Origin of the sequence: Microcella alkaliphila (assembly GCF_004216855.1) — a bacterium.
Lineage (GTDB): Bacteria > Actinomycetota > Actinomycetes > Actinomycetales > Microbacteriaceae > Microcella > Microcella alkaliphila.
Genome location: NZ_SGXT01000013.1, coordinates 375,360 through 394,749 on the forward strand (window position 1 = coordinate 375,360; position 19,390 = coordinate 394,749).

The following is a 19,390-nucleotide window of genomic DNA, read 5'->3' on the forward strand; positions in this document are numbered from 1 at the left end:
CACGTGTCGAACCTCGAACTCTCCTCGAGCCTCTTGGCTGGATCGGCGTTGATTCGCAACGAACCCGTCCAGGCTCGCAGTACTGCCCGCCTCGCCGCTCTGCTCGATGCCGCCGCGGCGGTCATCGACGAGATCGGCTACGAGCGTCTCACGACCGCGATGGTCGCTGACCGCGCCGGGGCCTCTATCGGCACCGTGTATCGCTACTTCCCCGATCGCATCGCCGTCTTGCAGGCGCTCGCCACCCGCAACTCCGAGCGGCTCGCATCGCGCCTGGCGGAGGAGCTTGCTCCCGAGCGTCACGCGACGCCGGCTGCGGCCATGCACGGCGTGTTGACCGCGGTGGCCGACATGTTCCGCCACGAGCCCGGCTACCCGTCGATCCGTGTCGGCGACGTGCTCGACCTTCGGCCGCCGGTATCGGCGGAAACCGCCAACGGGGCAGTGGCCACCATGATCACCGATGCCTTCATCGCTCGTTTCGGCGTTCGCGACTCGGCAGAGTTGCGCGGCGCGGTTGCCACGGCGTACGAGCTGATCGACGCCTTCGTGGCCCGAGCCTTCGCGCGCAACCGCGATGGCGACAAGGCGCTCCTTGCCGAGGCCAGCCGCGTGCTCGACGCGGTCATCGACGGCAAGCTGTAGCGCACATCCGACGACCGACGGGTCCTGGGCGTTGACCGCCCGGGGCCCGTCGTCGTTTCCCGGCCTGGCACGGTGTCGACAATCGTCTGGCAAGGGCCTTCGAATTGGGGGAAATCACCGAGTGCCGCCGCCGCCTACCTGCTTGACTGGGAGCGTGCTGGGCGTGCGCTCGGTGCGCGCACGACCGCCCCGCCCGAGGAGACACAACGCATGATCGAGTTCCGATCCATCGAAAAGTTGTTCCCTGACGGAACCCGCGCGGTCGACGACTTCAGTCTGGTGATCCCGTCTCACAAGACCACCGTGTTTGTCGGGTCATCCGGCTGCGGCAAAACAACCCTGTTGCGGATGATCAACCGCATGGTCGACGCGACCGGAGGGGAACTGCTCATCGACGATGAGAACGTGGCGAGTATTGAGCCCGTGCGACTGCGGCGCCGTATCGGCTATGTGATGCAGAATTCCGGCCTCCTCCCGCACCGCACGGTCATCGACAACATCACCACCGTCCCGCGGCTGACGGGGGTTCCGACGAAGGATGCTCGCGCACGGGCTCTGGAACTGATGGACACGGTCGGTCTCGATCGGGCGATGGCCGAGCGGTACCCGGCCCAGCTGTCGGGTGGCCAGCAGCAGCGCGTCGGTGTCGCGCGCGGCCTTGCGATCGATCCCAACATTCTGCTCATGGACGAGCCCTTTGGGGCGGTCGACCCCATCGTGCGCGCTGAGCTCCAGCAAGAACTGCTCCGTCTGCAGAGGGAGCTCGGCAAGACGGTGGTGTTCGTTACCCACGACATCGACGAAGCGTTCTTGCTCGGCGACCAGGTCGTCATCCTCGAAAAGGGCGCGCGAATCGCCCAGAAGGGCACGCCCGAAGAGATTCTCGCCAACCCGGCGAGCGACTTTGTTGCCTCGTTCATCGGAGCCGATCGCGGCAAGCGCGCCCTCAGCATCCGGGATGTCGACGGCGAGCGCGTCGTCGTCGACGGTGACGGAAATCTCGCGGGGCGCCTCACGGAGCCGGGCGCGGCGTGACCTGGCTGCTCGACAACCTCGAGCTCATCGGTCGACTGACCGGTGAGCATCTGCGGCTCAGCGCGATCCCCATCGTGCTGGGCTTCGTGCTGTCTATCCCGCTCGGGTGGGTCGCCTACCGCTATCGCCTGACCCGCGGACTCATCCTGACCCTCGTCGGTCTGCTCTACACGATCCCATCGCTCGCGCTCTTCGTGCTGTTGCCCGCCATCATCGGTACGCCCTTCCTCAGCGAAGCGAACGTCGTGATCGCGCTCACCATCTACGCCGTCGCGATCATGTCTCGATCGGTCGCGGATGCCCTGGGCAGCGTCGACCCGGACGTCAAGCAAGCGGCAACCGCCATCGGCTATTCATCATTCCGGCGCTTCTGGGCGGTGGACTTTCCTCTTGCCGGGCCGGTGGTGCTCGCGGGGCTTCGCGTGGTGGCGGTGAGCACCGTGAGCCTGCTCACCATCGGCGCCGCAATCGGCATCGACACATTGGGCTACCTGTTCACGAACGGCTACCAGCGCGGAATCATCGTGTCGGTACTCACCGGGGTGGTGGTGACCGTCGTTATCGCACTCGTCCTCGACCGGGTGCTCGTGGTCATCGGCAGGGCTCTCATGCCCTGGACTCGAGCGTCGAGAAGCTCAGAACGGTCTGGAGTGACACGCGCATTCATGACCGCCCGGAGGGTACGGGAGGCGGTCCCGTGAACCTCTTCGCCGACGCCTTCGCATGGATTCTGAACCCCGGCAACTGGGAGGGGCGCAATTCGATTCCCCAGTTCATCGGTGAGCACCTCTGGTACACCGTTCTCGCCATGATTCTTGCCAGTGCGATAGCGATTCCTCTGGGCTGGTACATCGGGCACACGGGGCGCGGTCGCGACATCGCCGTCGCCGCCACCGGTGCCGCGCGGGCACTGCCCTCATTCGGGTTGCTCTTCCTGTTCGTGATGATCGGCGGCGTCGCCAACCGAGACAGTTCCGTCATGATCGTGCTCGCGTTGCTTGCGATCCCGCCCATCTTGGCCGGGGCGTATGCGGGGTTCGAGGCGATTGACCGCCGCGTGATCGACGCTGCTCGCTCGATGGGGATGACGGAGCGTCAGATCGTCGCACGCGTCGAAATTCCGCTCGGCCTTCCCCTCTTGTGGGGCGGGCTGCGCAACGCGGTGCTGCAGGTCGTGGCGACCGTCGTGCTCGTGGGCTTTGTGCGGAACGCGACCCTCGGCTATCCGATCGTGCAGGGCATCCAGATCAACCGATTCGATCAAATGCTGGGTGCGTCGGTCCTCATCATCGTCCTCGCGCTGCTGCTTGACGCAATCTTTGCACTGCTGGAGCGGTACGCAACTCCCGCCGGCGTCCGCGCCGGCCGAAACCGAGACCACCGCACGTCGTCGACCCGGCGACGCGCGGCGGGCGGGGCAACCCCCGCCTCCACCGAGAAAGAAATGAGTGTGTGATGTTCACAGCAAGGAACAAGGGCCGGTTCGCGCTCGTCGCGGCCGCGGCTGGGGTGTCATTGGCCCTCGCAGGGTGTGCAACGGGCGACCCGCTCGACGACACGACAGACCCGACCACCGAGCCCGCCGAGCCGGGCACGAGCGAGTCGATCACCATCGGTTCGCAGGGCTACTATTCGAATGAGATCATCGCCGAGATCTATGCACAGGCCCTCGAGGCCGCCGGTTTCGAGGTGAACCGCCAGTTCAACATCGGCCAGCGCGACGCCTACATTCCGGCGCTCGAGTCGGGCCAGATTGACCTCTTCCCCGAGTACACCGGGAACCTCCTGCAGTACTACGTGCCCGATACAGAGGCAACGCAAGCCGACGAGGTGTACGCAGAGCTGCAGGTGTCGCTCCCTGACGGGCTACAGGTGCTTGACCAGTCGAGCGCCACCGACCAGGACAGCTACAACGTGACCGCCGAGTTCGCGGCCGAGAACAACCTCGTGACGATCGCCGACCTGGCGGGTGTCGAAGGCCTGATCCTCGGCGGCAACCCCGAGCTTGAAGAGCGTCCGTACGGCCCCACGGGTCTAGCCGATGTCTACGGCGTCGAGGTGTCGTTCGATGCAACCGGCGACGCGACCGTCGACGCACTGCTGCAGGGCGTCGTGAACGTCGCCAACGTGTTTAGCGCCGACCCCCGCATTGGTGAGAACAACCTCGTGACCCTGGAAGACCCTGAGGGGCTCTTCCTCGCCTCAAACGTCGTGCCGCTCGCGAGCGCCGACCTTCCGCAGGACGCGATTGACGTGATCAACGCCGTGAGCGCGGCGCTGACGCCGGAGGGACTCGTCGCGATGAATGTCCAGTCGACCACCGACGAGCTGTCGCCTGCTGTTATCGCGACTCAGTGGCTGACCGAGAACGGTCTGATCTAGCCGGAGACGGGCATCCCGGATGATCGGGGCGGGGCGCTAGTCGCCTCGCCCCATTTTCGCGTTGTCGCCATCGGCCCCCCGCGCCTCGCTCGCTTCCATCGCACGGAGCTCGCGGCGACGGGCCGTGATGCGACTGACGTACCGGTCAAGGATTCTCTTGACCGCATAGACCAAAAGCCAGAATCCGAGAATTGCGCCGACGAAGTAGTACGCCGCGCCGTCGAGGGTGCCGGCCGCAGCACGGTACCCCTCGGCTGCGGCTGACCCGACCGACACATACGCGAACGCCCAGATGATGCACGCGGGGGTGAGCCACAGCATGAATGTGCGGTAGCGCAGGTGGCTCATGCCGACCACGAGGGGCGTCAGCGAGTGCAGAACGGGCAGGAACCGTGAAACAAAGACTGCGATGCCGCCGCGGTGATCGAGAAAGTCTTCGGCGCGCTCCCAATTCTTCTCGCCAATGCGTCGCCCCAGACGTGAGCGACGGAGCCAGGGACCGAAGTGGCGCCCGATGAGGAAGCCGAGCGACGCGCCGGTCAAGCTGCCCGTGATGATTACGGCGACGAGAGAGAAGTACTCGACCGGCGCTTCGACACCAGCGCTCGCCACGAGGACGACCGTGTCGCCCGGTACGATCAGGCCCAACAGGACCGTCGTCTCGAGCATGATCAGAATGCCGGCGAGTGTGGTTCTCAGCACGGGGTCGACGGAAGCGACCCAGTCGAGAAAGCCGTCGAGCACCTCGTTCACAGTGCCGAGCCTAGCGACGTGTTCTCCGTCTCTGCTGGGTTTCGTCAGAGCGCTAGAGTGGGCGTGCCACCGCCACAGATGTCGGACCCCAACAGGAAGGCACGCACACGTCATGGTGCGCACAACTGGCCCCGCCCCGAGCTTCACCACGAGCGACGACGGGGTTCCGATCTACCGCCCTGGGATTAATGAAGATCCCGACGCCCCGCGCCGCATGCGCACCGAGAGTGACTCTCTCGGGGAGATGCCGGTTCCGGCTGACGCGTATTGGGGCATCCACACCGCCCGCGCTCTCGAGAACTTCCCGATCACGCGGCGCGCACTCTCGAACCACCCAAATCTCGTCATCGCTCTCGCGATGGTCAAGCAGGCGGCAGCACGCGCGAACCGCGACATCGGAACGCTGAGCGCCGACAAAGCGGACGTCATCGATCGCGCCTGCCAAGAGATCATCGACGGTTCCCTGCACGAGCAATTCGTGCTCGGGGTGCTGCAGGGCGGCGCGGGCACAAGCACGAACATGTGCGCGAACGAGATCATCGCGAACCGCGCCCTTGAGCTTCTCGGCTATGACAAGGGGCAGTACGAACACCTGAGCCCGCTCGACGATGTGAACCGCAGCCAGTCGACGAACGACGTGTACCCGACCGCGATCAAGCTCGCCATGGTCTTCAGCCTCGCTCGACTGCTCGACGAACACCGGCTGCTGATCGAGTCGTTCCGGGCGAAGGGGCGCGAGTTCTCCGAGATTCTGAAGGTCGGGCGCACGCAGCTGCAAGACGCTGTGCCCATGACGCTTGGGCAGGAGTTTCGCGGCTTCGCGACGACCCTGCAAGAAGACGTCGACCGCTTGAGTGAGGTCATCCCGTGGCTCAACGAGATCAACCTCGGCGCGACCGCGATCGGTACGGGAATCACGGCGGACCCGCGGTATGCCGAGCTCGTGCGCCGGTATCTCAGCGAGATCGCCGGCTACGAGATGGAGACGGCACCCGACCTCATTGAGGCGACGAGCGATACGGGCATTTTCATGACGCTGTCCGGCACTCTCAAGCGGGCTGCCGTCAAGCTGTCGAAGATCTGCAACGATCTGCGTCTGCTCTCGTCCGGCCCGCAGGCGGGTCTCGGTGAGATCAATCTTCCGCCCCGTCAGGCGGGCTCGTCGATCATGCCCGGCAAGGTCAACCCGGTCATTCCCGAGGTCGTCAATCAGGTGGCGTTCTCGATCATCGGAGCCGACGCGACGGTGACGGCCGCCGCTGAGGCGGGTCAGCTGCAGCTCAACGCATTCGAGCCCGTCATCACCTCCAGCATCATGCAGTCGCTGGCGTGGATGACAAACGCCTGCCGAACGCTGCGCCTGAACTGTGTCGACGGCATCACCGCCAACACCGAACGCCTTGAGCGCATGGTCGAGTCCAGCGTTGGAGTGGTCACCGCGCTCACCCCGTACATCGGCTACAAGACGGCGGCCGCCCTTGCCTACGAGGCGCTGGCGGGCGGGGGCTCGGTGCGTGAGCTCGTCATCGAGCGCGGTCTGATGGAGGCCGAACTGGTGCAGAAGGTGCTCTCGCCGGGTCGACTGTCCGGAGTCGTGCCGGCGACCGGCGTGATCACGCTGCCGCCCATGGTGCCGCCGGAAGACTGACGGTTTCGACGAGCGTCCGGCCTACCCGGCCGGGCGCTCGTCATCGAGGGCGATGTCGGGGTCGGGTTCCGGTTCGACGCGCTCCTCGGGGTCCAGAGTGGGCGGCGGCAGCTCGGTCTCGGCCGCGTCATCGACGTCAACAACGCGCTCGTCTTCCAGGTTCGGCTCGTACTCGCGGTCCATGATCGGTTCCCTCCGTTGGTCGCGCGGTCGGTCGCGCATCCATTCTCGTCGGATGCGCGCGGTTCGGCCAGGCCCGTGAGCGTACGTTTTCGTCGGCGCCGCCCGCTAGCCTCAGCATCGTGACGGATTACTCGCGGACACCCGACTACACGGCCACCGGCGTGCATCGGGTGGTGTCGCCACTGAGCGACGCGCCCACCGACATTCGAGCCGAGACGGCTACCTCGGTCGGCCCCGGGCCCAGTTCCCGTTTCGCTCCGGTCACGAGGGGTCGAGAGCCGGGCGCGGGCCGGGTTCTGCTCGCTGTGTTCGGGTTCACACTGCTCGGGCTCGTCTCGTCATTCGTGGCGGTGTACCTCGTCAGCGGACTCGGCGCGACGAGTGTGATCGTGGCGGCGCTTCTGGCGCTCGTGCCGCTGGGGATCGTGGTCTGGGGCGTGCGCTGGATTGATCGGTGGGAACCCGAGCCGCGACTCGCCCTGACATTCGCCTTTCTGTGGGGTGCGGGGGCCAGCGTTTTCATTGCGCTGGCAGTCGATGCCGAGATTCAGTCGATCGTCACCGCTGCCGGTGGCCCCGGGGCGAGCGCGGAGTTCTTGGGTGCCGCCGTGCAGGCACCGATCGTCGAAGAGGTGGCGAAGGGGCTCGGCGTCTTCATCCTTTTCCTCGCGGTGCGCCGCCGCTTTGACGGACCCGTTGACGGAATCGTGTACGCAGCCGTCGTCGCCGGCGGGTTCGCGTTTACCGAGAACATCCTTTATTTCGGGGTCGCCTTCGTCGATGGCGGCGCGCTGGGGCAAACATTCTTCGTCCGCGGACTCATGTCACCGTTCGCCCACGTGATGTTCACCGCAGCGATCGGTCTCGCACTCGGGTTCGCCGCGCGGCGGGGCGCGCGCTTCCCCGTGTTCGCATTCGTGGTCGGTCTCGTGCCCGCGATCGCTCTGCACGCTTTCTGGAACGGTGCGCTGTTCTTCGTCGGCGACTTCTTCGGCTACTACCTGCTCGTTCAGGTGCCGATGTTTGTGATCGCGGTAGCAATCGTGTCGTTGCTCCGTAGGCAGGAGGGGCGGATCATTGCCGAGCGGCTCACCGAGTATGCGGCCGTGGGCTGGTTTCACCCGCAGGAAGTCGCGATGCTCACGAGCACGAGCGGCCGTCGCACGGCCGAGCGGTGGGCCCGCGGTGTGGGCCATGGGTCGACGATGCGAGCCTTCATCCGTGACGCGACACTTCTCGCATATGCGCGCCAGCGGATCGTCGGCGGCCGCGATCAGATCGGCGCGCAACTCGACGAAGCAGAACTTCTCCGGCGCGTGTCGAGGGCCCGGCACGCGCTCGCCGCGCCCGGAGTGCGCACGCAGTAGGGGCAGCGCCTCTCGATGGCGTTGGTTTACAGACTCGCCGCCCAGTGGCGGGGCGATGCCTCCGGCGCTCCTGGGCGGCGAGTTGAACTTCTTCCATAGTGCGCCGAGTTTGTGGCCCCGTCAAGGGGCATTCGCACGCATGGTTGACCCCATGACGGGGGCACGCGCGCACAGCGGCCGCGTCGCTAGCGTGGGAATTGTCCGTGGTCAGGCGACGACGCTACGGTCGGTGAACGCTTCGAGAGGGGGAGTGGCGCATGAAAAACTGCACGACGTGTCGTGCTGTCCTCCGTCACGGCGTTCGCTTCTGCACGCAGTGCGGTGCGCCCTTCTCAGCGCCGCCCAGTGCGCCCCCGCCGTCGGCAGCGGTCCCACCCACCGTTGCGTCACCGCCGGCGTCGTCCGCGCGGGGTCTCGCGCGAGACGCGGCGCCGGACACGGTCGTTGTGCAACAGCTCGAGCGTGAGGACGTCGCCGAGCCGGTACCCCCCGTCGTCGTGGTCGACGAGCGTGCACCCCGTCAGCGCACCTCCCACCGGCTCCCTCCCGAACGCAGTGCTGCAGCAACCTCGGCCTTCGTCACGGGCCTTGCGCCCTTTGCAACGTCGGTGATCGGCAATCTGGTGGCCTCGCAGGCCGGCGCGCAGCTCGCGGCTGGCGCCGGATCGCTCGCGATGGTGCTCGGGATGCTCACGCTCGTTTTCGTCGTCAACGCCGCGTTACTCACGGTCTGCGGAATCACCGGTAGCCGGGGCATCCGCGAGACAGCAAACGGTTATACGAGGGGGCGGGGCCTGGCCGTTGCTGGTATCACGCTGGGTTCGATCAACCTGGTGCTCTGGCTTGCGGGGCTCGTTGTCAGCATCACCGCAATCGCCCCCTTTTTCGCGTGACCGGGTAGCAGTCAGCTTTATACCGGCTACCTGCCAGCTAAACCCGCATCCAAGGGCCGGGTTTGCGCGGAAGTGACTAGTGAAGGCAATTCCGCCTGACCCCCGAAGTCTGGGGAATCGTCCCCACGGGGAACCACAGTAGGAGGAGCTATGCGTAATCGTATTCTCGCGGGCGTGGGCGTTGCCGCTCTCGCCACGGTCGGCCTCGCGGCACCCGCCGTCGCCGACAACCACGACACATCAGACATCTACGTCGTCCACGGTATCCCTGGCCTGACGGTCGATGTTTATGTTGACGGTGAGCGTCTGCTTCAGAACTTCGAGCCCCGCGACGTGGCGGGTCCGGTTGAGTTGCCCGCCGGCGACTACCAGATCCAGGTCGTCGCTGCAGGCGAGACCGACCTGAGCGCAGCGGCGATCGACGAGGTCGAGACGGTGCCTGCCGCCGGCCTGAGCATTTCGATTGTGGCCCACTTGGACGCGGACGGAACGCCCGTTCTGACTCCGTTCGTGAACGACACGTCAGAGATCGCGGAAGGCGAGGGCCGCTTGAGCGTCCGTCACACGGCTGCTGCTCCTGCCGTTGACGTTTTCCTGGATGACGCCTTGACTGACTTCCGGGGTGTGGAGAACGGTGGCGACGGCGATGTCGACGTGCCTGTGGGAACTTACTCGGCGTTCGTTGCCGCTGCGGGCTCGGACGAGCCTGCGATTGGTCCGGCGGACGTGGAGATTCGCAACGGCGTGAACACGATCGTGTACGCGGTGGGCGACCTCTCCGCTGACCCGTCGACGGCCACTTTCTACATTCAGACCATTGGTGAGCCGGCGGGCTCGCCTGCCGGTGGCGCTGGATTGGTCGCCGAGGGCGCCAACTCTGGGCTTATTGGTGGCGCAGCGGCCCTTCTCATCGCTCTTCTGGCTGGCGCGGGTATCATCGCCCGTCGCGCAGTCGTTGCGAGCAAGTAAGAAAACATCAGCAGGTAATCCCTTGAGCAAGAGACTGGTGGCCACCGCTTTGGCGGCCACCAGTCTCTTGCTGCTTGGCGCGTGTGCGTCAGCCGATGCCAACGAGACGGCCGCGGCCGTGATCGAGGACGCCGAGTCGCACGTCGAGCAGGCAGAGGTGGGTGCCGATCGTCAGAGTCTGGGCATTTCGCCGATCGATATTCCCATCGCTCGAGACGTCGACAGTGTGCTCGCTCTGGCACCGACGCGGGTGGTCTTCCCCTCCCAGGGGATCGACATGGAGGTCATCGACGTGGGGGTTGACTCGGACAACCTGCTGATCATCCCCGAGAGCATCTACACCGCGGGCTGGTATCGCGAGGGTTCCGCGCCCGCGAGCGACCGTGGTGCTACCGTCATTTCCGCTCACGTCGACATGCCGATTCAAGGCGTCGGGCCTTTTGCTGCTCTCAGAGATGCGGAGATCGGGGCCGAAGTTACCGTGCGTGACGCGGCCGGAGAATCGCACGTGTACCGCGTTATCAGCGTTGAGAGGATCCCAAAAGCTGAAGTGCCGGTTGACAGGGTGTTCACGAGGTCGGGGCAGCCCCACCTCGTGCTGATCACCTGCGGGGGAAGTTTCGACGTCAACGCCCAGTCATACTCAGACAACTACATAGTCACTGCGGAAAAGGTGTCGTGACGGGTTCACCCGCTAGCATGACCGCGACCGGCGGGGCATACCGTCCCGTGCATCCGGCACCGAAGGAGACCCGCCCGCTCGTGACGACCGCAATCGACGACGCAACCGATATCGGCCGGCGCCTCAGCGCAGGCGATGAGCGAGCGCTCGCCGATGCGTACCGCGCGTGGTCATCCCTGGTCTACTCGCTGGCGCTGCGGTCGCTCGGCGACGCATCCGATGCGGAAGACGTCACCCAGAAGGTGTTCGTCAGTGCATGGCAGGGGCGCGAGAAGTACGACCCCGAGCGGGCCGCAGTGCCCGCGTGGCTCGTTGGCATCACCCGCAACACGATCGCCGACACCCATGCTGCCCGGGCGCGAGAGCGGGCGATCGCCGATCAGGTGAGTGCCGTCTCCCTCGATGATCCGTACCCGGCCGCGGAGGCGGGCCTCGCCGAGCGACTGCTGATCGCCGACGAGTTGGCGAAACTTGAGCCCGAACCTCAGGCCGTCGTGAGGCTTGCCTTCTTCGACGACCTGACCCACACGCAGATCGCCGAGCGGCTCAACATGCCGATCGGCACCGTCAAATCCCATATCAAGAGAAGCCTGACCCGGCTACGCAGCCGATTGGAGGTGAGTCATGGAGCAGCACTGTGACACCGGCGCGCTCGCCCTCGGAGCACTCGGCGAAGCGCTCGAGGCCGACGCCGATGCCCACCTGCGGGCATGCGGACGCTGCCAGCATGAGCTCGCCCGCATGGCTGCCACCGTCTCTGTTGCGCGGTCGACGCTCGGCGAGTCCGAACTGCACCGGCCCCCTGCGCACGTCTGGCAGAACGTCCACCGCCAGGTCGGGTTTGGCGACGCGCTGCGCAGCGACCCCCTGGGAACGCCAGCGGCTGACGCGAAGCCGCCGATCGAGGCGCCTTCCGTGGCCAGCGACGCCACGGTGGCGCCCGCGCCGGTCGCCTCGCTCCGTGACGCCCGCGAACGCCGCGGGCTCCGTCACATCGTGGTGCCGCTCACTGCCGCGGCTGCTGCGGCGGCGCTGATCGCCGGTGTCACCCTCGGCTGGCAGGCGCTGACGCCGCGTGACACCGGAACGATCGTGGCCTCAGCCAGCTTGGATGCCCTCCCCGCCTGGCAGGGCGCGGCCGGGTCCGCGGAGATCATCGAGCATACGAACGGTGAGCGAGTGGTTCGCATAGCCCTCGACGCCCCACCCGTGAGCGGGGCGGTGCAGGAAGTCTGGCTTCTCACGCCCGAGGTCGACGGTCTCATCAGCCTCGGCCTGCTCGGTGACGCGCGCGGCGAGTTCGTCATTCCCGCCGAGGTCGATCTCGACCGCTACTCGGTGGTCGACATCAGCGCTGAGCCGCTCGACGGCGACCCGTCGCACTCGGGCGACTCGATCGTGCGCGGCACGCTCGAGTCCTGACGCGCGGTCGCGCGGTTCTAGGCTGGCCGCATGCCGGAAACCGTTGCCATCGTAGGTGTGGCGAGCCCGTACGCGTGGGAGATCGTCGAGAGTGCCCGCCGACTCGGCCTGGGCGTCACGACGATCGATAACGTCGGCAGCGCCGACGTAACCCTCCCCGGCCTGCACTACGACCCCGTCCCGTCAGACCTCGACCTTGGATCGATCGTGGGTGTCGCCTCCACTCAGCACCGTTTCCGGGCGCTCCATGCGGCTTACTCGCTCGGATTCTCGAACCCGGTGTGGATCGCCGACCCGACGGCCACGATGCCGTCCACGGCGGTGGTGGGCCACATGGCCTTCGTCAATGCCGGAGCGGTTGTCGGCGCGAACACCCGCATCGACTGCGCCGCCAACGTCAATCGGCTCGCTGCGATCGGTGAATCCGCCGCGATCGGGATGGGTGCATCCATCGGGCCGGGCGCCGTGGTCGGGGCCCGCTCGTTGATCGCGCCCCGCGCCGCGATCGGCGCCGGGGCCATCGTCATGGACGGACTGCGAGTGGGAGAGGGCGCCTACGTTGCCCCGGGCTCAGTGGTGACCGAGGCTGTGCCCGATTTTGCCGTCGTCGCCGGAAACCCCGGCCAGAGGATGGCGCCGCAAGAGCCGTGGGCGGTGGGCGCGGCCTGTCCGTACTGCATCAACGCCTGAACCGCGAAAATCAACGGTTCAAGCCTGAGCTGCTCCCAGCATTCGTCGGGCGTCAGCATGATGGCGGGGCCGCTCAGCGCTGGCAGGCGCCGCTGTCGACGGGGGCGGAGAGCTCGGGGGCCCGGGCGATCACGGGGGTGAGCTCCGCCATCGTGTGGGCGTAGCCGATGTCGTCGCGCAGTTGCGCCTTGGCGAACACCATGCCCACCACGGCGCCCTCGAGGCTGAGCACCGGCCCGCCGGAGTTGCCGGGGTTCACGGTTGCGGCCAACGTGTAGGTGTCGCGCGGCGCGCGCGACGAGCCGTCGATCGACTCGGCGTCGATACTGCCGACGGCGAGCACCTCAGCACCGCCGGAGCGGAACCGGCCGCCGAACGGGTACCCCTGCACAGCCCCCACATCACCCTGCTCGAGGCTCGGAGCCATCGGTAGCGCCTGCGCCGGGAGGCCGTCGACGGCGATGACCGCGATGTCTTGCTGCCCGTCGAAGTAGACGATTCGGCCCTCACGCGTGCCGATGCCTGGCAACTCGACGAGGGGGGTATCGACTCCGGCGACGACGTGCGCGTTCGTGAGCAGGCGATCGTCGGCGATGACGAACGCCGTGCCGGACTGCACCTGTCCACACGCGTAGGCCGACCCGGTGACCCGGGCAACTGACTGGGCAGCGCGCGTCAGCTCGGGGCTGCCAGCGTCGATAATGGGCGGCTCCGCGGAACCGGCGACGGTGCCGCCCAGCGCTTCGGCGATGCGGGGGATGCCCTCGTCGACAACCGCGCCGCGGAGCGCCGCGATGGCCCGGGCGACGGAGTCGGGGGTGAAGCGGTCGATCGTGCGCAGCACCGTCGAGTTCGCCGTCGTCGACGAGACCACGGGGATGCCGAGGGCCGTCACCGTGGACCCCGCGAGCGAAATCACCAGCACGGCGACGACGCCGCCGGCGGCAAAGCCGGCCAGACGGTCGAGCGGCCTGAGCCCTTTCGCGACGCCGCGGCGGAGCGCGTGGCCAATGACTTCGCCGATGCTCAGGCCCGCCGTAATCAACAGCAGCAGCGCGCCGAGGGTGGCGAGGGGCCGCCACGTGGGGTCCGGTATCCATCCGCTCACAAGCGGCACGAGGAACACCGCGGCGATCGCCCCGGCGACGGCTCCGATGACGGCACCCAGCGTGTAGAAGAATCCCGCACGAGCGCCCCGGATGAGACCGCCGATGATGGCGATGACGAGCAGCACGTCCAAAACGATGACAAGTGGCACCGGGTCTCCTTCCCGGCGCCGATTCTGTCAGGTCGTCGCTCGGCGCACGCTGCTGGTATTCTTGTGCGGTTGCCGTCAGAACGGCCGCGGACAAAGAGAGCCACAGCATCCGGTTGTGTGCGCCGCGCAACGAGCAGAGAAGGGGGTCCCGTCTATGGCCCTGGACACCACCGCCAAGAAGGCGATCATCGATGAGTACGCAACCCACCCCGGCGACACCGGATCCCCTGAGGTCCAGGTCGCGATCTTGACGCACCGCATCAAGGAGCTGACCGAGCATCTCAAGCAGCACAAGCACGACCACCACTCGCGTCGTGGACTGCTTCTGCTCGTGGGCCAGCGTCGCCGTCTGCTGGGCTACCTGGCCGACATCGACATCGAGCGCTACCGCTCGCTGATCGAGCGGCTGGGGCTGCGCCGCTAGTCGATCGACACCGCGAACTTCTTCTGCGAAGGCCGCCCCCGAATGGTCGGGTGGCGGCCTTCGTGGTTTTTGGGCGTTGTCTGCCACGATGAGCGTGTGACTCGTGCTTCGCTCACCCGCGCCGCGCGCGGCGCGCTCGGCACCGGCGGGCTCGCCATCATCGCCTGCGACGTCGTGTTGACGATTCGCGCGACGGGGGGCCTCGATGTGGGGGACTATCTCGGGCAGTTCACCATCCTGAGCGTCGTGGCCACGAGCATCCTGATGCTGCTCGGTGCGTCGATGGCTCGCGAACTCCGGGGAGCGGTGTACCTGCGCGCGATGGCGCTCACGGGCTTGCTCGTCGCCGCCGTATTGCACGCGACCCTGCTCGGCGGCGCGGCCGGCCCGAGCGGCGAGCTGGTCAACACCCTCCTACACGTCGTCTTTCCCGTGCTCGCCCTCGTCGAGTGGGTGACGGTGCGGTCGCGCACGCGCGTGACGCTGCTCACCCCGCTCATCGGTCTCGCGTTCCCGGTGGTCTTTCTGGCGGCAACCCTCGCCCGGGGCGCCATCGTCGGCCGGTATCCCTACGATTTCGTCGACCCGGGTGCTCAGGGCGGCTACGCGGGTCTTGTCGGCAGCCTCGCGATCGTGTTGGTCGCCTTTCTCGCGGTCGGCGCGTTCGTGGCCGTCATCGGCGCCATTCGCGATCGGATGCTCGCCCCCCGCTGACTGCCCCCAGCGGCTCCCAGCCCGCATGCGGCCCGCAGTGCCACGCTGTGCCCATGCGTCGCCGTCTCGCTGCCGCAGCCGCTGCCGGTGTCGTGGCCGGTGTGGTGGCCGGTGTGGTGGCATGCGCGCCCGCCGGTGAGCGGCCCGTGGCGGGGCTCGACGTGTTGCTTCAGGAGCGCGATCGCGCGGTGCTTGAGCTGCACGATGAGACCCTCACCCGGGTCGCGGGCTTCTTGCGCAACACATGGGGGCCGGTGATCCTGCCCGAGGAGTCGATCGTGCGCCTCGTCACGGCGAGCGAGTGGGGCCCGGCAGTCGCCCGCTGTATTTCGACGTTCGGCTTTCCGGGCGTCGGCACGGCCGACGGTGGCGAGCGGCTCGACTTCAGCGGCGTGCAGGTCTCGGGCCCCCGCGAGAACTTCGAAATCGACGTCGCCACGTACCGCTGCTACGCCCGGTTCCCCGTGCGCACCCGCATCGACGAGGGTGTTCGCCAGGTCGAAGCTCCGTGGGCTTTCGCCTACACCCGCCACACGCAACTGCCGTGCCTGCTCGCCGACGGGCATCCCGTCCCGCCGCTGCCATCGCGAACCGAGTTCGGTGACGGGTGGCGGACCGTCGACGCGTTCGACGCCTACGCCGTGATCATCGATCCTGCCGACCGCCTTCGTGCGGCCGTGCGGTGCCCCGCGCCCCTCGACGTGCTCGTCGCCGCGATCGAGAGTCCAGAGGGCAGTCGGGCGGCGGCGCCGTGAACGACGACGAGCCGTGCCGAGCCGTGACGGTCGTGCGCGCCGGCGTGCGCCCCTGGGCCGACCGTCTCGCGTGGTCACTGGTCGTGGTTCTCACGGGCTCGGCTCTCGTCATCGCGGGGGTGGTGGACGGAACCATCGCGATCGTGACCCGCGTCCTCGTGATCGCCGCGTTCCTCCTCATGGTCGCCGCGCTGGCGATTGTGACCGTGCGTCTGCGCACGAGTTTGCGTTCGGACGGCACCGCCGTCGTCGTGCGTGACCCGTTTGGGGTTTCCGTCGTGCCTTTTCACGAGCACCTCGCGTTCGGTCGCTGGCTCGACCCGGAAAGCCGGCGCCCCGTCATCTGGATGACCGATCACGGCGGGCCCATCGTGCGCGTGCACCCCCGCCTTGATCCTGTGCGCGTCGAACTGTTTGCCGGTCGCGTAGCTCTCGCGGTGGTCGACCGTGACGGCGCGCCGCCCGCCCCGCCGGATCCGCCGCCCGTGACGCGCGACCGGCCGGCCGGGCCGCGATACTAGGCGGCCAGGCACGCCCCTGATAGCCTGGCTATCGGCGCGATTGCGTCGACAAGTGAATACCGTGCGCAGCAGGCCGGCTCGAAGCTGGTCACCGGTGGAGTTCTCCCGTTCATGGTGAACGGTGGATGTCTACTGTTGGCCAGAGCAGACACCGGCGGCGTATCCCGCCGATCGTCCCTTCCTGCCTGCTTGCCTCGTGCGGTGCGCCGCGCATCCCCTCGCGTCTGTGACGCGGTCGTCGGATGCCCGGTGCGAGAAACGCAAAGGAGTAAGACCTCGTGGAAGGTCCCGAAATCAAAGCCGCCGAAACCGTTATTGACAACGGTTCGTTCGGCACCCGCACTGTCCGTTTTGAAACCGGTCGTCTCGCGCAGCAGGCGCAGGGCGCCGTTGCCGCCTACCTCGACGAGGAGACGATGCTGCTGAGCGCGACGAGCGCCGGCAAGCACCCCCGTGAAGGCTTCGACTTCTTCCCGCTGACGGTTGACGTCGAAGAGCGCGCCTACGCCGCGGGCAAGATCCCCGGCTCGTTCTTCCGCCGCGAGGGTCGCCCCTCGACCGAGGCGATCCTCGTCTGCCGCCTCATCGACCGCCCGCTGCGCCCCTCCTTCGTCGAGGGCCTGCGCAACGAGGTGCAGATCGTCATCACGGTGATGTCGATCGCTCCCGACGAGTTCTACGACGCCCTCGCCATCAACGCCGCGAGCGCCTCGACGCAGATCTCTGGTCTGCCCTTCAGCGGGCCGATCGCGGGCGTGCGCATGGCGCTCATGCCGCGTCAGGACGGCACCGGCCAGTGGGTCGCGTTCCCGAAGCACTCGCAGCTCGCTGACGCCGTGTTCGACCTGACCGTCGCCGGTCGCGTTGTGACGAAGGCCGACGGCACCGAAGATGTCGCGATCATGATGGTCGAGGCCGAGGCCACCGAGTCCAGCTGGGGTCACATCCAGGCCGGCGCGATCAAGCCGAGCGAGGCCGTCGTGGCGGAGGGTCTCGAGGCCGCGAAGCCGTTCCTCGCCCAGCTGGTTAAGGCCCAGGCAGAGCTGGCCGCGCAGAGCGCCAAGGAGGTGCGCGACTACCCCGTCTTCCTCAGCTACAGCGACGAGTTGTACGCCGCGGTCGACGCGATCGCGCACACCGAGCTCGCTGCCGTGTACCAGATCGCCGACAAGGTCGAGCGTCAGAACGCCGACGACGAGCTGAAGGCCCGCGTCAAGGGAGAAATCGAGCAGAAGGTCGCCGCGGGCGAGCTGCACGAGGTGGCGCTGTCGCAGTTCGGTGCTGCGTACAAGGGTGTTTCGAAGAAGATCATGCGCAACCGCGTGCTCACGGAGGGCGTGCGCATCGACGGTCGCGGGCTCGCCGACATTCGTGCGCTCGATGCCGAGGTCCAGGTCATCCCGCGCGTGCACGGCTCGGCCATCTTCCAGCGTGGCGAGACGCAGATCCTCGGCGTCACGACGCTCAACATGCTGAAGATGGAGCAGCAGATCGACTCGCTGAACCCTGTGACGTCGAAGCGCTACCTGCACCACTACAACTTCCCGCCCTACTCGACAGGTGAAACGGGTCGTGTGGGCAGCCCCAAGCGTCGCGAGATCGGGCACGGCTTCTTGGCCGAGCGCGCGCTCGTGCCCGTGCTGCCGAGCCGCGAGGAGTTCCCGTACGCGATCCGTCAGGTGTCCGAGGCGCTCAGCTCGAACGGCTCGACCTCGATGGGGTCCGTCTGCGCGTCGACCCTGTCACTGCTGAACGCCGGTGTGCCGCTGAAGGCCCCGGTCGCCGGCATCGCGATGGGCCTCATCAGCGACGAGATCAACGGTGAGACGAAGTACGCCGCCCTCACCGACATCCTCGGCGCCGAAGACGCGCTCGGCGACATGGACTTCAAGGTCGCGGGCACCCGCGAGTTTGTTACCGCCATCCAGCTCGACACGAAGCTCGACGGCATCCCGTCGTCGGTTCTCGAGGGCGCGCTGACGCAGGCTCGCGAGGCTCGTCTGGCGATCCTCGACGTCATGACTCAGGCGATCGACGCTCCCGACGAGATGGCGCCGACCGCGCCGCGCGTTATCAGCGTGCAGATCCCTGTCGACAAGATCGGCGAGCTGATCGGCCCGAAGGGCAAGACGATCAACGCGATCCAGGACGAGACCGGTGCGCAGATCTCGATCGAGGAGGACGGCACCGTGTACATCGGCGCGGTCGACGGCCCGTCGGCCGAGGCTGCACGCCTGCAGGTCAACGCGATCGCCAACCCGATCAACCCCGAGGTGGGCGAGCAGTACCTGGGCACGGTTGTGAAGATCGCCGCCTTCGGGGCGTTCGTCTCGCTCATGCCGGGCAAGGACGGCCTGCTGCACATCAGCGAGGTGCGCAAGCTCGCCAGCGGCAAGCGTGTGGAGAACGTCGAAGACGTGCTCTCGGTGGGTCAGAAGATCCTTGTCGAGATCACGAAGACGGACGACCGCGGCAAACTGTCGCTCGCGCCGGTCATCGCCGAGGAGACCGCTCCGGAGGCTCCCGCCGACGGCGAAGACGGCTAACGCCACGACGCCTCATGACGACGGATGCCCGTCCTGCTTCTCGCAGGGCGGGCATCCGTCGTATGGGGGCTGGTTACGAGACGCCGACGTCGCGGCGACGGAACGCGATGACCGCGCCCGCGAGCATCCCGACCACGGCAATGAGCTTCACCGGGATCGCCGCGGCACCCAGCCGGTTGCGGCGATCGTCACGAGCACGAAGCGGAGCAGGCCGTAGGCGGCGCCCTGGGTGTACCCGGTGCCGTCGCGCGGGGCCCGCCGCCCGGCAGTTCTCGCCGAGCAGGCGAACTTCGCCAGAGGTGGGCCGGATGATGTCGAGCAGAATGCGCGTGGTGGTTGTCTTGCCGGCACCGTTGGGGCCGATCAGACCGACGATGCGGCCAGGCTCGATGGCCGGGTCGACGCCGTCGAGGGCAGCGCGGCGACCGTAGCTCTTGCGGAACTCGATCGCGGGGCGGGCGATAGGCCGCATGCCCTTCAGCTATGGGCGCTCCTCGAGGCGG

Annotated in this window: 22 protein-coding genes; 18 read left to right on the forward strand and 4 right to left on the reverse strand. The window is 67.3% G+C overall.

All coding sequences use genetic code 11. The features are described 5' to 3' along the window. The first annotated feature begins 3 nt into the window (after positions 1-3). From EV140_RS05185 to EV140_RS05205, 5 genes are all read left to right on the forward strand, one after another. The gene (locus EV140_RS05185; RefSeq protein WP_130281709.1) at positions 4-645 is read left to right on the forward strand and encodes a TetR/AcrR family transcriptional regulator; all 642 of its coding nucleotides are present in this window, start codon (positions 4-6) and stop codon (positions 643-645) included. Positions 646-855: 210 nt separating this feature from the next. Next, complete coding sequence (locus EV140_RS05190) at positions 856-1,680, forward strand: ABC transporter ATP-binding protein (RefSeq protein WP_130281711.1); 825 nt, start codon at positions 856-858, stop codon at positions 1,678-1,680. Then, a complete protein-coding gene (locus tag EV140_RS05195; RefSeq protein ID WP_130281713.1) occupies positions 1,677-2,381 on the forward strand; it encodes an ABC transporter permease in 705 nt (234 codons plus the stop codon). The genes EV140_RS05190 and EV140_RS05195 overlap by 4 nt, the downstream gene beginning before the upstream one ends. Continuing rightward, complete coding sequence (locus EV140_RS05200; protein ID WP_130281715.1) at positions 2,378-3,136, forward strand: ABC transporter permease; 759 nt, start codon at positions 2,378-2,380, stop codon at positions 3,134-3,136. The genes EV140_RS05195 and EV140_RS05200 overlap by 4 nt, the downstream gene beginning before the upstream one ends. After that, complete coding sequence (locus tag EV140_RS05205) at positions 3,136-4,062, forward strand: ABC transporter substrate-binding protein (RefSeq protein WP_130281717.1); 927 nt, start codon at positions 3,136-3,138, stop codon at positions 4,060-4,062. The genes EV140_RS05200 and EV140_RS05205 overlap by 1 nt, the downstream gene beginning before the upstream one ends. 36 nt (positions 4,063-4,098) lie before the next feature. On the opposite strand, the gene EV140_RS05210 is transcribed toward EV140_RS05205, so the two are convergent. After that, the gene (locus EV140_RS05210) at positions 4,099-4,815 is read right to left on the reverse strand and encodes a DedA family protein (RefSeq protein ID WP_241971305.1); all 717 of its coding nucleotides are present in this window, start codon (positions 4,813-4,815) and stop codon (positions 4,099-4,101) included. Positions 4,816-5,029: 214 nt separating this feature from the next. Between EV140_RS05210 and EV140_RS05215 the strand changes: the two genes are divergently transcribed. Further along, positions 5,030-6,463, forward strand: coding sequence for an aspartate ammonia-lyase (locus EV140_RS05215; RefSeq protein WP_130281953.1), 1,434 nt, complete (start codon positions 5,030-5,032; stop codon positions 6,461-6,463). 21 nt (positions 6,464-6,484) lie between these two features. On the opposite strand, the gene EV140_RS13310 is transcribed toward EV140_RS05215, so the two are convergent. Continuing rightward, complete coding sequence (locus EV140_RS13310) at positions 6,485-6,646, reverse strand: hypothetical protein (protein ID WP_173826864.1); 162 nt, start codon at positions 6,644-6,646, stop codon at positions 6,485-6,487. A gap of 119 nt (positions 6,647-6,765) precedes the next feature. On the opposite strand from EV140_RS13310, the gene EV140_RS05220 reads away from it, so the two are divergent. From EV140_RS05220 to EV140_RS05250, 7 genes are all read left to right on the forward strand, one after another. Further along, on the forward strand, positions 6,766-8,013 hold the full coding sequence (locus EV140_RS05220; protein WP_241971306.1) for a PrsW family intramembrane metalloprotease: 1,248 nt from the start codon (positions 6,766-6,768) through the stop codon (positions 8,011-8,013). 446 nt (positions 8,014-8,459) lie between these two features. Continuing rightward, entirely contained in the window at positions 8,460-8,906 is a 447-nt protein-coding gene (locus EV140_RS05225; protein WP_130281721.1) for a DUF4190 domain-containing protein, read from the forward strand. 150 nt (positions 8,907-9,056) lie between these two features. Continuing rightward, positions 9,057-9,875 carry a DUF4397 domain-containing protein gene (locus EV140_RS05230; protein WP_130281723.1) on the forward strand — a complete coding sequence of 273 codons (819 nt, stop codon included), beginning with the start codon at positions 9,057-9,059 and terminating at the stop codon, positions 9,873-9,875. Positions 9,876-9,912: 37 nt separating this feature from the next. Next, positions 9,913-10,557 (forward strand): class F sortase, encoded by a 645-nt coding sequence (locus tag EV140_RS05235; protein WP_130281725.1) that lies wholly within the window; start codon positions 9,913-9,915, stop codon positions 10,555-10,557. A gap of 17 nt (positions 10,558-10,574) precedes the next feature. Beyond that, positions 10,575-11,198, forward strand: a complete 624-nt coding sequence (locus EV140_RS05240; RefSeq protein WP_130281728.1) for an RNA polymerase sigma factor — start codon at positions 10,575-10,577, stop codon at positions 11,196-11,198. Continuing rightward, positions 11,182-11,979 (forward strand): anti-sigma factor, encoded by a 798-nt coding sequence (locus tag EV140_RS05245; protein ID WP_130281730.1) that lies wholly within the window; start codon positions 11,182-11,184, stop codon positions 11,977-11,979. Before EV140_RS05240 ends, EV140_RS05245 begins: the two co-directional genes overlap by 17 nt. A 30-nt stretch (positions 11,980-12,009) precedes the next feature. After that, positions 12,010-12,669 (forward strand): LbetaH domain-containing protein, encoded by a 660-nt coding sequence (locus tag EV140_RS05250; protein ID WP_130281732.1) that lies wholly within the window; start codon positions 12,010-12,012, stop codon positions 12,667-12,669. Between the two features lie 73 nt (positions 12,670-12,742). Here EV140_RS05250 and EV140_RS05255 read toward each other — a convergent pair whose 3' ends face one another. Then, on the reverse strand, positions 12,743-13,927 hold the full coding sequence (locus tag EV140_RS05255) for a MarP family serine protease (RefSeq protein WP_130281734.1): 1,185 nt from the start codon (positions 13,925-13,927) through the stop codon (positions 12,743-12,745). Between the two features lie 154 nt (positions 13,928-14,081). On the opposite strand from EV140_RS05255, the gene rpsO reads away from it, so the two are divergent. The 5 genes from rpsO (at position 14,082) to EV140_RS05280 (ending at position 18,887) form a co-directional block, all read left to right on the forward strand. Then, complete coding sequence (gene rpsO / locus EV140_RS05260; protein WP_096421095.1) at positions 14,082-14,351, forward strand: 30S ribosomal protein S15; 270 nt, start codon at positions 14,082-14,084, stop codon at positions 14,349-14,351. A gap of 96 nt (positions 14,352-14,447) precedes the next feature. After that, positions 14,448-15,065: a Pr6Pr family membrane protein gene (locus tag EV140_RS05265; protein WP_130281736.1), complete on the forward strand. Its 618-nt coding sequence runs from the start codon at positions 14,448-14,450 to the stop codon at positions 15,063-15,065. Between the two features lie 53 nt (positions 15,066-15,118). Further along, a complete protein-coding gene (locus EV140_RS05270) occupies positions 15,119-15,820 on the forward strand; it encodes a hypothetical protein (RefSeq protein WP_130281738.1) in 702 nt (233 codons plus the stop codon). Beyond that, positions 15,817-16,341, forward strand: coding sequence for a hypothetical protein (locus tag EV140_RS05275; protein WP_130281740.1), 525 nt, complete (start codon positions 15,817-15,819; stop codon positions 16,339-16,341). The genes EV140_RS05270 and EV140_RS05275 overlap by 4 nt, the downstream gene beginning before the upstream one ends. A gap of 278 nt (positions 16,342-16,619) precedes the next feature. Next, complete coding sequence (locus EV140_RS05280) at positions 16,620-18,887, forward strand: polyribonucleotide nucleotidyltransferase (RefSeq protein ID WP_130281742.1); 2,268 nt, start codon at positions 16,620-16,622, stop codon at positions 18,885-18,887. Between the two features lie 73 nt (positions 18,888-18,960). Here EV140_RS05280 and EV140_RS13590 read toward each other — a convergent pair whose 3' ends face one another. Beyond that, positions 18,961-19,359 carry an ATP-binding cassette domain-containing protein gene (locus EV140_RS13590; protein WP_130281744.1) on the reverse strand — a complete coding sequence of 133 codons (399 nt, stop codon included), beginning with the start codon at positions 19,357-19,359 and terminating at the stop codon, positions 18,961-18,963. Positions 19,360-19,390 lie beyond the last annotated feature (31 nt).

Coding starts and splice junctions, on each gene's coding strand:
- EV140_RS05250 (WP_130281732.1), top strand. CDS start 12,010: ATGCCGGAAACCGTTGCCATCGTAGGTGTGGCGAGCCCGTACGCGTGG.
- EV140_RS13590 (WP_130281744.1), bottom strand. CDS start 19,359: ATGCGGCCTATCGCCCGCCCCGCGATCGAGTTCCGCAAGAGCTACGGT.
- EV140_RS05205 (WP_130281717.1), top strand. CDS start 3,136: ATGTTCACAGCAAGGAACAAGGGCCGGTTCGCGCTCGTCGCGGCCGCG.
- EV140_RS05270 (WP_130281738.1), top strand. CDS start 15,119: ATGCGTCGCCGTCTCGCTGCCGCAGCCGCTGCCGGTGTCGTGGCCGGT.
- EV140_RS05245 (WP_130281730.1), top strand. CDS start 11,182: ATGGAGCAGCACTGTGACACCGGCGCGCTCGCCCTCGGAGCACTCGGC.
- EV140_RS05240 (WP_130281728.1), top strand. CDS start 10,575: ATGACCGCGACCGGCGGGGCATACCGTCCCGTGCATCCGGCACCGAAG.
- EV140_RS05215 (WP_130281953.1), top strand. CDS start 5,030: ATGCGCACCGAGAGTGACTCTCTCGGGGAGATGCCGGTTCCGGCTGAC.
- EV140_RS05230 (WP_130281723.1), top strand. CDS start 9,057: ATGCGTAATCGTATTCTCGCGGGCGTGGGCGTTGCCGCTCTCGCCACG.
- EV140_RS13310 (WP_173826864.1), bottom strand. CDS start 6,646: ATGGACCGCGAGTACGAGCCGAACCTGGAAGACGAGCGCGTTGTTGAC.
- EV140_RS05190 (WP_130281711.1), top strand. CDS start 856: ATGATCGAGTTCCGATCCATCGAAAAGTTGTTCCCTGACGGAACCCGC.
- rpsO (WP_096421095.1), top strand. CDS start 14,082: ATGGCCCTGGACACCACCGCCAAGAAGGCGATCATCGATGAGTACGCA.